A 13973-nucleotide genomic window follows, 5' to 3' on the forward strand; every position below is an offset into this window, starting at 1 on the left:
GCGGTTGCGCATCAGGCTGCGCCGATGACGTCGCATCGCCATGTTGCCCTGCTGCGCGGCGTGAATGTCGGCCGCGCCAAGCGCGTCGCGATGGCCGACCTGCGCGCACTGGTCGAGAGCCTTGGCTACACCGGGGTGCGCAGCCTGCTCAATAGCGGCAACGTCGTGTTCGACGCCGCCGTCCCGCCCATCGATGCCGCGCAAGCGATCGAAGAGGCCATGGCCCAGCGCCTGGGCGTGAACGCGCGCGTGTTCGTGTTCGCGTGTCATGACGTGGACCAGATCATCGACGACAATCCGTTGCTGCACCTGGCCACTGATCACGCGCGCCTGTTTGCCTTCTTGCTGGCCGGCGAGTCGCAACGCGCGCTGGCCGCCGATCTGTGCCGCCAGGACTGGGCCCCCGAAACCGTGGCGCTCGGCCGCCACGCCGTCTATGTCTGGTGCCCGCAAGGCTTGCTCGACAGTGCAGTTGCAGCGGCGCTCGGCAAGCGCCTGGGCGATGGTGCCACGTCGCGCAACTGGAACACGATGACCAAGCTGCATGGCCTGTGTCACGACGGTAGCCTCCCGGCGCCTCGTTGAACACCGCATTCCGGTATTGAGCGCCAATGCCAGTGCATCGCCCGATGCGCGCCAAGGCGAACAGGCATTCTTCGCGTGATTGAATGGCGCTTCCTGTCGCATGTGCATCGGCGCAGCCAGTTGTAGAAATTACCACCACTTTGCAGGCCGATAGCGGCATCTTGCGCACAGTCTCAAAAGTTGACTGTGGTAAATATGCCGCGCCTGGAAAGACGAATCGCCTTCTTATAGGCATTTCGGCATGCCGATCTCGCAATAATTACCGATTTATTTGACACACTCATCACGAAAGCTGTCAGTCGGATAATCAATTCCCTTATCAAGACTTTCATTCGCCTTAAATCGCGTCCGGTTTTGACTTTTTGGTATTCCCGGCGGTTTTTTTTGAAGGTATAGTCTTCTTACTCCCTTGCCCGAAAGCATCAAAAGCAAGCTGCAGCACCTCGAATTCGTCGGCCCATTGCCGACGCTGGCCATCCAGTCACGATGGCACGGCACAGCATTCTCTCCTTTGCATCACGCATTTTCGACGAGTACACCTTATGCCCAATTTTTCCCGTCTTCAGATTGCATTCAAGAACGTCTACGTCCGCATCCTCGCAGTCATCCTGATGGGCCTGCTGGTGACGCTGGCGATCTTCAAATCCAATGTGCCGCAGGACACGCGCCCGGTGGTCCATTCGCAGAACATCGCCGAGATCACCGCGCTGGCCGGCCAGAAGGCCCGTCTGGAATACCTGCTCATTGCCAAACCGCTGTCGGAAGCGCCGCGCTACATCTACAAGTTCAAGGATTCGGCTGCGCTGAACGTGGTCAAGGTGCCGAGCACCTCGCACCTGTCCCTGGAGCGCGAAGTACTGCTCAAGAACGCGATCCCGTATTCGATCGCCAGGGACGATTACCTGGCGGCCCACGAAGCCGTGATGGACGAGGGCGAAAGCACGCTGGCACGCACCGGCACCTTCTTCAAACAGAACGCGTTCAATATCGCCATCGTGCTGCTGGTGCTGTACCTCATCAAATTCGGGATGCCGGGCATGGGCATGAGCGCCTCGGTCATCACCCCGGACAAGCTCAAGGGCAGCATGGATGACCTGATCGGCATGGAAGACATCAAGCAGGAAGTGTTGCATCTGGAAGAGATGATCCGCAACCGCGCCGAATACCAGTCGCACAATATCGACAAGCCGTTTAATGTGATGCTGACCGGTCCGGCCGGCACCGGCAAGACCAAGCTGGTGGGCTATCTGGCCAAGCGCCTGAACCTGCCGATGATTTCGGCGTCCGGCTCGGCGCTCGAATCGGGCTATGTCGGCGGCGGCTCCAAGGCGCTCAATGCCTTGCACCGCAAGGCCTGCGCGAAGGGCAAGTGCATCATCTTCCTTGATGAAGCGCAGAGCCTGTTCATGCCACGTGGCCGCAGCGAAAAGAAATGGGAAGACGACACCGCCAACACGATGCTCGGCCTGCTCGACGGCGTGAAAAGCGACAAGGGCGCAGGCGTCATCTGGATCGTCGCCTCGAACTTCGATGACAACTCGACCGAGATGGACGAAGCGATGCTGCGCCGCTTCTCGGTCAAGATCAACTTCCGCCTGCCGAACAAGGGCGAGCGCCGCGAACTGCTGCGCAGCTTCCTGTCGCGCAAGAAGGATGGCCTCGTCGACTGGAACGACCTGAACCTGGACCAGGTCGCCGAGATCACCCAGAACCTGAGCCCGGCGCTGCTGGAAACCGTGGTCGAACGCGCCAGCATGCTGTCGATCCAGGAAAAGACGATCATTAACACGAACCTGCTGTTCCGCGCCTACGAGCGCGCCACGATCGGCCTGACCGACCGCGCCACGACGCTCGACAAGCACAAGCAGCGCGAGCGGATCGCCCTGCACGAGCTGGGCCACTTCTTCATGCAGATCGACCCGTTCCTGCGCCAGGGGATGACGCTGGCCGAAGTCAAGGAACGCTCGCACCTGCTCAAGATCAGCACCGAGGCGGTGTCGAAGATCGGCGCGCTGGGTTACGTGCTGCAGTCGGGCGAAGACATGTCGCTGCGCACGCTGGAAGAACTCGAGCGCGACGTGGTGGGCCTGTACGGCGGCGTCGCGGCCGAAGAGCTGTTCTATGGCCCGCGCGGTATTTCGGTGGGCAGCCAGAACGACATCGAAAAGATCACCAAGATGCTCAACCTGATGGTGAGCCGCCTGTCGATGTATTCGCGCTCGAAGATCGATTACAGCCAGCTGCAGAAGGAGATCGGCGGCGAGCACACGGTGCGGCTGGTGGAAGAAAAGGCCGACGCGCTGTACAGCTACACGCTGGATGCGATCCGCGACTACAAGCTGGTGATGGAGTCGCTCAAGGACACGCTGCTGGAGCAATACGTGCTGTCGAAGGACGAGGTGTTTGCGCTGCTGGAAGCACGCAGCGACCTGCTGCTGCCGCAACTGCACGGGCAGCGCTGCGCGAAGCTGACCTTGTGCGAGGAAGAAGTGGCGGCGTAAGGCCGGCCAGGCCCCGTTTCTCAAGATCTGCCAGCCCGTTTCGGTTCACCGGAACGGGCTTTTTTTTGTCCCTCTTTGCGCTGTCTTGAGTCGTTGTGTGGTTGATGAGGTTTAGCGCACATCCCGGAATCTTTATCTAGGCCGGCATGTCCAACCCATGCAGGCGACAAACGGGAGGCAATGATGAGGGCGCGGGAACGTGGTGCGGCGTTGTGCCGAGGTGTAGTGTTTTTGGTCGTAATGCTCTCCAACACCCCCGTTGAAGCCCAGGGCTTTCTGACGTGGGTCGGCGATCGGGTAGGTTTGGGAAATGTTGGGCGTGCAATCGACAATGCAAACAGGTCAGTGAAAGAAAGCATTCCTGAATACGGCAGGGCCGAAGAGGCCGTAACACAAGCTGGAAGAAAGGCCTTTTCAGAACTGACTGTTGAGTCAACGGCGCCGCTGCTCAAGAACCTGATTCTTGCATCACGCGACAATGCGCTCAATGCGGGCGCTGGCCCGCTGCCAGGCGAAGTCGTGGCTGAATTCAGCGGTTTTTTTGGCGCCGATGTCCTGACCGCATACTGGCGTATCGGACAAGGTCATGAGCTGAGTCTTCAGGCCAATTCATTTCGCTTTGGTGACCGGGCGGCGATTGCGTTGGATACGGTCCTGGTTTTTCGCTCCCGCAATGAGATCAACAGTGTCTGGTTGTGGGCGCACGAACTGGCGCATATCGAGCAATACCGCCGATGGGGTGTTGACGATTTCACCAGGCGTTACATCCGTGATTATGAGTCAGTTGAAGCGCAAGCCAATCAGCGGGCAAATGAATTCATGGCATGGCGTGGAAACAGAGCAGCAGCATATGCGCGCCAGTCCGGCCTCGTCCCGATGCCGATGCCGATGCAACCAGTTTCAAATGGATCGGTCTGTGTCACGGTAGTCGTTGCCTGTCCATGGATCGGGCCAGTCGGATTTCAGTGCGCCTGCGCGTCATATTGGGGAATGCAGCCTGGCACAATTCGCTGAATCGAGCCTGATTGCTGGCTGGTGCAGGGCCATCGCTGTCGACAGCATGGTGGCTTGCTCCCGGCGCGTCATCGGCAGGCAAACTCGGATAGCATGGCAGCATCGCCACCGCCGAGTCACACCGCATGCACAAGCACGACGAACTGCGCAAGTCCAAACTGATCGCCCTCGGCTTCTTCGTCGGTGCGGCCGTACTGTTCGTGGTCAGCCTGCTGCTGCCGCAGACCTGGTGGACGGGCCTGTTGCGCGCGTTTTCCGAAGCCGCGATGGTCGGCGCGCTGGCTGACTGGTTCGCGGTGGTGGCGCTGTTCAGGCGCATCCCGATCCCGATCATCTCGCGCCACACGGCCATCATCCCCGGCAACAAGGACAAGATCGCCGATAACCTGGCGCTGTTCGTGCGCGAAAAATTCCTCGACACCGAGTCGATCCTCAAGCTGATCCGCCGCCACGACCCCGTGCAACTGCTGGCCGACTGGCTGGCGAAACCTGCCAACACCGAACTGATGGGCGCGCACCTGGTGCGCGCCGCCACCTTCATGCTCGACTTCATCGAGGACGCGCCGGTGCAGAACGTCATCCGGCGCGCGGTGCACACGATGGTGGGCAGCGTCGACTTGTCGAAGTCGAGCGGCGCGATCCTCGAGAGCCTGACGCGTGGCCGGCGCCACCAGCAACTGCTCGACGAAGGCATCCGCCAGCTCGCCCATCTGCTGGACAACACCGAGACCCAGGGCGCCATCGCCGAGGGCATCGTCGACTGGCTCAAGGAAGATTACGCGTTTGTCGAACGCATGCTGCCATCCGAACTCATCGGCCGCAAAGGCGCCGACATCGCCGTGCGCCTGGCGTCGGGTGTGCTCAACAAGGTCGCGGCCGACCCTGCGCACCCGCTGCGCGCACGCTTTGACGAGTACGTGGCCGATTTCATCGAGCGCCTGAAGGTCGATCCGGACTTCCTCGCCAAGGCTGACGACGTCAAGCGCTACCTGCTCGAAGACGCCACCTTCAACGGCTATGTCGGCTCACTGTGGACCGAGCTGAAGGCGTGGCTCAAGCGCGACCTGGCCAGCGACGATTCGAGCATGCGCCGCCGCATCGTCGGGATGGGCGCCTGGATCGGCAAGGCGCTGGGCGACGATCCGCAGCTGCGCCAGTCGCTGCAGGAGAACCTCGAGGCGGCCGCGCGCGGCGTCGCGCCCGAATTCGCGGGCTACCTGACGCGCCACATCGCCGACACCGTCAAGCAATGGGACGACCGCGAGATGTCGGCCCAGATCGAACTCAATATCGGCAAGGACCTCCAATACATCCGCATCAACGGCACCATCGTGGGCGGGATGATTGGCGTGATCCTGTACCTGTTGTCGCACCTTCCCGCACTGCTGCGCTAAGCCAAGGAACCCCGATGCACACGCTTTCCCTGAATGACTGGCTCGCCGCCCACCCCGACATTGAAGCCGTGCCCGAGCGCGATCTGTACGTCGTGGCCCGCTACATGATTCCCGTGGATGCCACACTGGCGCAGGGCTGCCTGGAAGCATCCGGCATCCCGGCGATGCTGGCCGATGCGCACCTGATGCAGACCGACCTGCTGCTGGCGCCCGCGCTGGGCGGCGTGCGCTTATTGGTCCCGGCCGAACATGTGCAGGCGGCGCACGAGGTGCTGCTGGCGCTGGCACGCGGGGATTTTGCGCTGGATGAGGATGCGCCGGATGGGGAGTGGCGTACGCCATAGTAAGAAGCAAACATGCAGCATTGTCACTGTCGTAAGATGAATGCCCTATTCATCCCACCGTGAAATGCCCATGAAACTCTCGCCAGCAGTGCGTACTGCAGCAATCATGCTGATCATTTTCCTCGTCTGGCTAATCGCCTATCCCGTGGCGCGTACGCTGCCCGATGCGACGTTCAAGGAGCCGTTCGACAAGGTGTTCAATGGCTTGAATGTATTGTTCACGGCATTGGCCTTCGGTGGTGTGGTCATCGGATTGCTGCTTCAGGTCGAACAAAGCGGTGAAGCTCGCCGCGAAGAAATCGAGCGCTCGATCTTCGAGCTATTCCAAGCGTTCACTAGCCTCGAATTTCAGCACGTGAAAGACAGCGCATTTCGCACCCTGCTTGCTGCGGTGAAGGACCGTGACTATGCGCATTTTTTGGCCAGCCGTCTATTTGTTGTCGAGCAGCTGCCCCTACCTGCCAGCAGCTTGGGCATGTTGCGTGAGCTTGATGAGGCCAAGCACGGCAAGTCGGATGGAGACATTGTCCATGCCGACCGTGCCGACAGGCTCATGCTCGACAATATGCTCAATTTCTTTGCAATGCTGGCACAGCGCGAGTCATCCTCCACGGTCATCAGGCATTGTGACTTCGCGTACGACTGGTGGCGCCCGGTACTGTGGATGCTTGGGCAGTTACAGCAGGAGCGCTATCAAGCGTCAGCACAGATTCAGACTTACTGCAAAAACCAGTTGATCACTGTTACCCTCGTCGCCCTCGACAAAGTATATGGCCACGCGCCACTGACGAGCGCAGAGCAGGTCTGGGCTTACGTGACTGCGCACCCAAAGATGGTGGCGTTTGGGCTTGACCCACGATTTTCGACACATTGAAATGGCAGGCATCGTCAAAAGCGGGTGGTGCAGGCGGATTCCAGGGCATGGTGAATAATCCGCCGCTCAGAAGGCATTGGGAGACAGCGCACAAAAAGCCGCAGTCTCAACAATCAGAGCTGGTGACGGGGTCGGGTCTGGAAAATGGACACGGTCTAATCTGCAGGCTTCAACATCTGATCCTACGGTAGTGCCTGTGTGGGTTCGCGGGACCTGACCCCATGCTTGCTGCCCTGAGCAGTTCCGTTACCTCGCTACTCTGATGTCGCCAATGCCTTTACGCGCAGGTGAAAGTTACCCGTGCTTGCGTTGTTTTCCTTTGATGCTGAAAAGACAGTCATGGCATGGCTGGTCAGTAGCTAACACGATCAATTGGAATCACGTGACTTAGGGTAACTAAATTTTTTCTTGCGAATGTTTTTTCGCTGCAACTGAGCGCATAATCAAGTCGTGACAAGGGCAGCACCCGATTTCACCCAACCGTTTTTTGTCAGGCGGACAGGCCATGCCAGCTAGGTACAACACTGCGACCAGACCAGCTTTCACGCTGGCTTTGGCCAGTGGCTGCGGCCAATCTCGCGCACCCGCGCCGCCCCGCGTGTCCGCCACCGGCGCATCCCGATGAGCACGCCGATGAACGCTCCAATCATCCCTCCACCCCAGGCGTTGCGCCCGCCTGCTCCGCACCGGCGCCTGTTGCTGGTCGACGACGAACCGAATATCCTGGCGGCCCTGAACCGCTTGCTCAGGCGCGATGGCTACGAGGTATTTTGCGCCGACAGCGGGGCCGCAGGGCTCGAGGTGTTGTCCAAGCACTGTGTCGATGTCATTGTTTCCGACCAGCGCATGCCCGGCATGCTGGGGGTGGATTTTTTGCGCCAGGCGCGTGCGCTCTGTCCCGACTCGATCCGCATCATGCTGTCTGGCTACACCGAGCTGCAGTCCGTGACCGATGCCGTCAATGAAGGGGCGATCTTCAAGTTTCTCACCAAACCCTGGAACGATACGCAACTGCGCGGGCATATCGCCGAGGCCTTCAGAATCAAGGAAATTGCCGACGATAACCAGCGCCTGCATCTGGAAATACGCAGCGCCAACCGCAAGCTGGAGCAATTGTTGCTCGAAAAGCAGGAGCAAATCCGCCTTGAGGAGACAGCCCTCGAGGTGGCGCGCGATCTGATGGAGCACTTGCCGCTGGCCCTGGTAGGCGTGGATGACAGTGGCATGATTGCCTTTGCCAACGGCTGCGCCAGGCGCCTGTTCGGTGCGCGGGTCGCTGTACTGGGCGACGCAGGAGATGTGCACCTGGCCAGGCCAGCCAGCGAGGCGCGGGACATTCACGACAACCCTTACGACATCATCCGCTATCCGATGGGTGAACGCCCGGCGTCGCGCGGCACGCTGCTTACCTTCGTCCCGAGGCAGACACATGAATAGCGCTGACCTGATCCGAACCGTACCGTGTGCCGGACCGTCCGGCCCGACCCCGCCTGGCTGTGCCGCTGCGCTGGAGGGCGACTATGTCGACCGCGTGCGCGCATTGCCGTCGCTGCCGCAACTGGTGATGGAGCTGCAGGCGGCGATGCAGCAGGAGGATATCGATATCCATACGCTGGCCGAGCGCATTACGCTCGATGCCGCCCTGGCGGCGCGCATTTTACGGCTTGCCAATTCTTCGTTTTACGGCGTGTCGGGCAAAGTGGTGACGGTGCAGCAGGCAGTGTCCATCATTGGCGTCGCCAGCATCCGCACCCTGGTGACGGCGTGCTCGATCATCGGCAATTTCGCGCCGCACCGCGATGCTGCTTTCGACCTGGTGGGCTTCTGGCGCCATGCCACAGCGACAGCCGTGTGCGCGCGCGTGCTGGCGCCGTATATGCAGATTAATCCGGAGCACGCTTTCATCGCAGGCTTGCTGCACGATATCGGCACGCTGGTCATCGCCACGCAGTGCCAGGAGCAATACCTGCAAGTGGCGCGGTTTGCCCGCGACAACGATTGCAGCCTGCTGTTTGCGGAAAATGCGGTCCTCGGGATCGACCATGCACGCATCGGCAGTGCACTGGCCGCGCACTGGCATTTCCCCGCCCTGATCGGCGAAGCGGTTGCCGGTCACCACCAATGTGCAGGCGACGCTGCGCAGCCTGCGCTGACGGTGCTCATTGGCCTGGCGAATGCGCTCGCCCATGTTGTCGATGCACCCGGCGGGGCGCTGGCGCCGCTGTCCTGTGTGCTGCCGTTCATGATCCCGGTGCCGGACGATGACTGGGACCGTGTGCGCGATGAGATGGTGACCCTGTTTGGGGAGCTGTGCCAGGTGTTGACGCCATGAACGCCCTGGCTTCCTCCCCGTCATCGGCGTCCCAGCCCAAAGTGCTGTGCGTCGACGATGAGCCCAATATCCTGTCGTCGTTGCGGCGGCTGTTGCGCGCCAATGGCTACCAGGTACTGGTTGCTGACAGCGGCGCCGCCGGGCTGGCAGTGTTGCAGCAGGAAGCCGTCGACGTGATCATTTCCGACATGCGCATGCCGCAGATGAACGGCGCGCAGTTTCTTGCCGCCGCACGGGCCTCGTGGCCCGCCACCATGCGGCTGCTGTTGACCGGTTACTCGGAAGTCCAGTCCATCCAGGACGCGGTCAACGCCGGCGAAATCTGTCGCTACATCACCAAGCCGTGGGTCGACGGCGACCTGTTGATGGTGCTGCGCGATGTACTCGAGCGGCGCCAGCTGGAGCAGGAAAAAGTACGCCTTGAAGCACTGACGGTGCAGCAAAACGCCCAATTGCGCGCGCTTAACCAGAGCCTCGAGGCGAAGGTCGAAGAGCGTACCCGGCTGCTGAAGCTGGAGCACGCCGCGACCACCGCCGCCAACGCCAAGCTGCGCCACAATTTTGTCGTCACCATCAAGATTTTTTCGAACATGATCGAGCAGCGGGCCCACAACCTGCCGGGCCATACGCGCCAAATTGCCGAGCTCGCACGCAAGATGGGCGCCGTGCTGGGCCTCGACACGCGCAACAGCCAGGATCTGGCAATTGCCGCACTGCTGCACGACATCGGCAAGATCGGCCTGAGCGACGCCATGTTGCAAACACCGTTCACGGCATTTCAGGGCGAGACGCTGGGCCTGTTTCGCAGGCATCCGGTGCGCGCCGAAGAACTCTTGATGCCGCTGGAAGACCTGCGCGGCAGCGCCGCCATCTTGCGCAGCCAGCTGGAGCGTTTCGACGGCAATGGCTTTCCGGATGGCCTGACCGGGCTCGCCATTCCAATCGGGGCGCGCATCCTCGCCGTGGCAGTCGATTACTACAACCTGCAGCAGGGCGCCATGGTGCAGCGCCATCTGCGCGCCGACGAGGCAGTCACGTTGATCCTCGATGCGGCGGGCAAGCGCTACGATCCGCAAGTGGTGGCCGCGTTCCGGCAGGTTGTCAACAACAGCGACATGGGAAACGGTGCCGGGGTGGAGGTGCTGTCGACCGAGCTGGTGCCCGGCATGGTGCTGGCACGCGACATGGTCAGCCGCGATGGCCTGATGCTGTTGTCGGCCGACCATGTGCTCGACGCGCGCATCATCGCGCACGTGCGCGACTTCGAGCAAAAAGCGCGCTGCCGCCTCGCGATATGGGTGCGCAATCCAACGGGGGCAGCATGAGCAGGATTTTACTGGTCGACGACGATCCACATGTGTTGCATTCCTTGCAGCGCGCGTTGCGGCTGCTGTTCCAGCACGAACAGCTGCGCATCGACGCCTTCACCAATCCGATGGCGGCGCTCGAACATATCTGCACCTGCGACGTTGACCTGGTGATATCGGACTACCGGATGCCGCAGTTGAACGGTGCGGAGTTGCTCGAAGCGCTCAAGGAGGTGGCGCCGGATACCGTGCGCATCATGTTGTCGGCATCGGCGGAATTCGACACCATGCTGCACACGATCAACCAGGCGCAGGCGTTCCGATTCATGCTCAAGCCGTGGAACCCGGTCGAGCTCGAAGAAAACGTGCGCCTGGCGCTGGCGCTGCGCGCCCGCCTGGTGGCAGCAAAAGCCGCCACGCCCAGTGCCCAGGAGCTCGAGGCGGCGCGGCTGGAGGCGGAGGAACCCGGCATGTTGCACGTGCGGCGCAACGCCGACGGCGCTATCCTGCTGTAGCGGCCTGCTGGGGCGGGGTGACCGGCAGGTGCACGGTGAAGCGGGTGCCGACGCCTGGCTCGGACGCAACGTCGATGCGGCCGCCATGCCGGCTGACGATGCCATACGACAGTGACAATCCCAGGCCAGTGCCGCTGCCGACCGGCTTGGTCGTGAAAAAAGGTTCGAAAATCCGCTTCATGATGTCCGGCGGGATCCCGCTGCCATTGTCGCCCACCTCGACCCAGACCCAGCCGCCGGATCCGCCGGTGCGGATCGAAATGACGCCATCGCCCGTGAGCGCCTGCGCTGCGTTGACCAGCAGGTTCATGAACACCTGGTTGAGCTGGGACGACAGACACGTGATGGGCGGTATGTCCCCATAATGTTTCTCCACCCGTGCCCTGTACTTGATTTCGTTGGCGACGATGTTGAGGGTGCTGTCGAGGCCCTGATGAAGGTCAGCCACTTGCCAGACCGCTTCGCCGACGTGCGAAAAATCCTTGAGCGCCTGCACAATGTCCTTGACCCGCTTGAGGCCGTCCATTGACTCACCCACCAGGTCGACCACATCGCCTTTCAAGAACGCCAGGTCCGCTTGATTGCGTACCTCGGCCATCTGCGCTGCAAGCTGCGGATGCGCCGCCGCCGCCAGTTCGTAGCGGTCGATCACGTCGAGCAGCGTCTCGACGTAGGTTTTCAGGGACCCCATATTGGAGTTGACGAAGCCGACCGGGTTATTGATTTCGTGCGCAATGCCTGCCGCCAGCTGGCCGATCGACGCCATCTTTTCCGATTGCAGAAGCTGCTCGTGAGCATTGCGTAACTCGGCGATCAAGGCCTGTTGTTCGAGCCCCTTGATCTTCAGGTCTTCTTCCATTTGCTTGCGCAGCGTGATGTCGGTCAGCGAACCGATCACTTCGAGCGGCGCCCCATTCTTGTCGCGAATCAGGCGCAGCGTATCGTGCATCCAGAGGTAGCTGCCGTCGTGGGCGCGGAACCGGTAATCATAGCTGCGCTGGCCTTGGGTAAAGATGAGTGCCAGGCTGGAAAAAATATGCGGGGCGTCGTCGGGGTGGATGTGGTCGAACCAGAAATTCGGATCGGCCAGCATCTGCTCGGGGCGGTAGCCGAGCACATGGACGGCGTTGTTGCTGACGAACGTCATCTTGAAGTCGCCGCTGGGAACGGTGCAGTAGATGATCGCCGGCGTATTGTCGACGAGGTACTGGAATCGTTGCGGTGGCGACGCTTCTTCGGACGGATTGGGAAGGACGCGGGCAGACTGCGTGCTGGAAAAATCAAACTCTTCGAATTGCATGACGACCACCTTTCAAGATGCTGGCCCGCTTTCAAACAGATATTTCTCAAGAGAACTATACGTCAATTCAGCGTGCATGGACCATCAGGAAGAGGGCATGCGAGAAATAAAATTTGCTGACCGATGCAGGTTGTCAAGGTGTGCAGCGACGTCGCGGGAGATGGCAGCAGAATGCCCTGCACGATGCGCAACTGTTCCAACACAGCACGGCTGCCGTGGCCGAAACATCGTTGATTGCAGATGTGTTCGGCAAGTGCCCTGGTCAGACACAACAGCGGTAGTGGCACCTAGTGTTCAGTGTTATCTCGGGTACGACATCCGAGGTCACTGCGCTGTGACCGGATAATCAGATGGCTGGGCCAATAGCGAGGGACGTTTGCAGGCACCGGAAGCCGGCGCTATTGTAGGCGGAGCGGCTTCGGCAAATTTTAATAGATGGACTTGAGCCACCGACACAAACATGACGAGTGCTGTGCTCTAATCAGCGGAGCTGTATCACCGTAACGGGCGAAAGCAAAATGGCCTGACTCGTTGGAGCCAGGCCATCCGCCTGAAATCTCTGGTGGTGATAGGTGGACTTGAACCACCGACCCCAGCATTATGAGTGCTGTGCTCTAACCAACTGAGCTATATCACCGGAACGGGCAAAAGCAAAATGGCCTGACTCGTTGGAGCCAGGCCATCGCCTGAAATCTTTGGTGGTGATAGGTGGACTTGAACCACCGACCCCAGCATTATGAGTGCTGTGCTCTAACCAACTGAGCTATATCACCGCAACGGCAAGTATTATCCGGCGTGAGTGGATGGCTGTCAAGATCGCAGGGGCGTGTGGGTCACAAATAGTCGCTGCGCATGTCATTTTTCCAACAGCGCAGGGTGCGCCAGCATCGCGCCGGCCGGATCCGGCCCCAGGCAATCGATGACGATCCGGTCCGGCATCGCGCGCAGCCACGTGATCTGGCGCTTGGCCAGCTGGCGCGTGGCGATGATGCCCGTCTCGCGCAGCGTGGCGCGGTCGATGCGCCCGTCGAGGTAATCCCAGGCCTGGCGGTAGCCCACGCAGCGGATCGACGGCAGCAGCGGCGACAGGTCGCCCCGTGCCCGCAGTCGCGCTACCTCCGCCACCAGGCCGCTGTCGTCGCGCGTGCCCAGCATCGCATCGAAACGCTGCGCGATGCGCTTGTGCAGCACCGCGCGGTCATCGGTCTCAAGACCAAACGACACCAGCCTGAACGGCAGCACGGGCTTGGTGCGCAGCGCCAGCAGCGCCGACATCGGCTTGCCGGTCAGCTCGATGATTTCCAGTGCGCGGTTGATGCGCTGGGCGTCGTTCGGTGCGAGCCGGTCGGCGGTGATGGGGTCGAGCGCGCGCAGCTTGTCGTGCATGCCGGGCCAGCCGATGCGCGCAGCCTCTGCGTCGAGCGCGGCGCGCAGTGCCACGTCGGCGGTGGGCAAATCGTCCAGTCCCTCGACCAGGCCCTTGAAATACATCATCGTGCCGCCGACGAGCAGCGGCAGCGCGCCGCGCGCCGTGATCTCGGCCACCAGCCGGATCGCATCGTTGCGGAACTGCATGACCGAATACGCGTCGAGCGGATCGAGGATGTCGATCAGGTGATGCGGCACGGCGGCCAGTTCGTCCGGCGTGGGTTTGGCGGTGCCGATGTCCATCTCGCGATAGACCAGGGCCGAGTCGACCGAGATGATTTCGACGGGGCGCGTTTGGGCGATGCGCAGGGCGGCAGCGGTCTTGCCGGAGGCGGTCGGGCCCATGATGGCCACGGCCAGCGGTGTGTGCATGGTACCC

12 protein-coding genes and 2 tRNA genes are annotated in these 13973 nt (G+C 61.1%); 10 read left to right on the forward strand and 4 right to left on the reverse strand.

The genetic code is table 11. The features are described 5' to 3' along the window. The first annotated feature begins 24 nt into the window (after positions 1-24). The 10 genes from AC56LN_RS01780 (at position 25) to AC56LN_RS01825 (ending at position 10866) form a co-directional block, all read left to right on the forward strand. A complete protein-coding gene (locus AC56LN_RS01780) occupies positions 25-585 on the forward strand; it encodes a DUF1697 domain-containing protein (RefSeq protein WP_499569637.1) in 561 nt (186 codons plus the stop codon). 542 nt (positions 586-1127) lie between these two features. Further along, positions 1128-3086, forward strand: coding sequence for an AAA family ATPase (locus tag AC56LN_RS01785; RefSeq protein ID WP_499569639.1), 1959 nt, complete (start codon positions 1128-1130; stop codon positions 3084-3086). A 240-nt stretch (positions 3087-3326) separates the two neighbouring features. Continuing rightward, positions 3327-4100 carry an eCIS core domain-containing protein gene (locus tag AC56LN_RS01790; protein WP_499569641.1) on the forward strand — a complete coding sequence of 258 codons (774 nt, stop codon included), beginning with the start codon at positions 3327-3329 and terminating at the stop codon, positions 4098-4100. Positions 4101-4225: 125 nt separating this feature from the next. Further along, positions 4226-5494 carry a DUF445 domain-containing protein gene (locus tag AC56LN_RS01795; RefSeq protein WP_499569643.1) on the forward strand — a complete coding sequence of 423 codons (1269 nt, stop codon included), beginning with the start codon at positions 4226-4228 and terminating at the stop codon, positions 5492-5494. 14 nt (positions 5495-5508) lie between these two features. Then, entirely contained in the window at positions 5509-5838 is a 330-nt protein-coding gene (locus AC56LN_RS01800) for a putative signal transducing protein (protein ID WP_499569644.1), read from the forward strand. Between the two features lie 70 nt (positions 5839-5908). Continuing rightward, positions 5909-6712, forward strand: coding sequence for a hypothetical protein (locus AC56LN_RS01805; RefSeq protein WP_499569645.1), 804 nt, complete (start codon positions 5909-5911; stop codon positions 6710-6712). A 621-nt stretch (positions 6713-7333) separates the two neighbouring features. Further along, a complete protein-coding gene (locus AC56LN_RS01810; RefSeq protein WP_499569646.1) occupies positions 7334-8149 on the forward strand; it encodes a response regulator in 816 nt (271 codons plus the stop codon). Continuing rightward, positions 8142-9044, forward strand: coding sequence for an HDOD domain-containing protein (locus tag AC56LN_RS01815; RefSeq protein WP_499569648.1), 903 nt, complete (start codon positions 8142-8144; stop codon positions 9042-9044). Before AC56LN_RS01810 ends, AC56LN_RS01815 begins: the two co-directional genes overlap by 8 nt. After that, on the forward strand, positions 9041-10369 hold the full coding sequence (gene nosR / locus AC56LN_RS01820) for a response regulator c-di-GMP phosphodiesterase, NosR family (protein WP_499569649.1): 1329 nt from the start codon (positions 9041-9043) through the stop codon (positions 10367-10369). Before AC56LN_RS01815 ends, nosR begins: the two co-directional genes overlap by 4 nt. Next, the gene (locus AC56LN_RS01825; protein ID WP_499569650.1) at positions 10366-10866 is read left to right on the forward strand and encodes a response regulator; all 501 of its coding nucleotides are present in this window, start codon (positions 10366-10368) and stop codon (positions 10864-10866) included. Before nosR ends, AC56LN_RS01825 begins: the two co-directional genes overlap by 4 nt. Here AC56LN_RS01825 and AC56LN_RS01830 read toward each other — a convergent pair. From AC56LN_RS01830 to miaA, 4 genes are all read right to left on the reverse strand, one after another. Next, positions 10853-12166, reverse strand: a complete 1314-nt coding sequence (locus tag AC56LN_RS01830) for an ATP-binding protein (protein ID WP_499569651.1) — start codon at positions 12164-12166, stop codon at positions 10853-10855. The two genes, AC56LN_RS01825 and AC56LN_RS01830, sit on opposite strands and share 14 nt — an antisense overlap. A 560-nt stretch (positions 12167-12726) precedes the next feature. Then, positions 12727-12803: transfer RNA gene (locus AC56LN_RS01835), tRNA-Met, on the reverse strand. A 59-nt stretch (positions 12804-12862) separates the two neighbouring features. Continuing rightward, a tRNA-Met gene (locus AC56LN_RS01840) sits at positions 12863-12939 on the reverse strand. Between the two features lie 82 nt (positions 12940-13021). Then, entirely contained in the window at positions 13022-13966 is a 945-nt protein-coding gene (miaA, locus tag AC56LN_RS01845; RefSeq protein WP_499569653.1) for a tRNA (adenosine(37)-N6)-dimethylallyltransferase MiaA, read from the reverse strand. Positions 13967-13973: the final 7 nt, after the last annotated feature.

The organism is Telluria sp. ZT3P26 (genome assembly GCF_059686035.1).

Bases quoted from the DNA above. Each gene is read 5' to 3' on its own strand.
- AC56LN_RS01805 (WP_499569645.1), top strand. From the start codon at position 5,909: ATGAAACTCTCGCCAGCAGTGCGTACTGCAGCAATCATGCTGATCATT.
- AC56LN_RS01780 (WP_499569637.1), top strand. From the start codon at position 25: ATGACGTCGCATCGCCATGTTGCCCTGCTGCGCGGCGTGAATGTCGGC.
- AC56LN_RS01795 (WP_499569643.1), top strand. From the start codon at position 4,226: ATGCACAAGCACGACGAACTGCGCAAGTCCAAACTGATCGCCCTCGGC.
- AC56LN_RS01830 (WP_499569651.1), bottom strand. From the start codon at position 12,166: ATGCAATTCGAAGAGTTTGATTTTTCCAGCACGCAGTCTGCCCGCGTC.
- AC56LN_RS01800 (WP_499569644.1), top strand. From the start codon at position 5,509: ATGCACACGCTTTCCCTGAATGACTGGCTCGCCGCCCACCCCGACATT.
- nosR (WP_499569649.1), top strand. From the start codon at position 9,041: ATGAACGCCCTGGCTTCCTCCCCGTCATCGGCGTCCCAGCCCAAAGTG.
- AC56LN_RS01825 (WP_499569650.1), top strand. From the start codon at position 10,366: ATGAGCAGGATTTTACTGGTCGACGACGATCCACATGTGTTGCATTCC.
- miaA (WP_499569653.1), bottom strand. From the start codon at position 13,966: ATGCACACACCGCTGGCCGTGGCCATCATGGGCCCGACCGCCTCCGGC.
- AC56LN_RS01810 (WP_499569646.1), top strand. From the start codon at position 7,334: ATGAGCACGCCGATGAACGCTCCAATCATCCCTCCACCCCAGGCGTTG.
- AC56LN_RS01790 (WP_499569641.1), top strand. From the start codon at position 3,327: ATGCTCTCCAACACCCCCGTTGAAGCCCAGGGCTTTCTGACGTGGGTC.
- AC56LN_RS01815 (WP_499569648.1), top strand. From the start codon at position 8,142: ATGAATAGCGCTGACCTGATCCGAACCGTACCGTGTGCCGGACCGTCC.
- AC56LN_RS01785 (WP_499569639.1), top strand. From the start codon at position 1,128: ATGCCCAATTTTTCCCGTCTTCAGATTGCATTCAAGAACGTCTACGTC.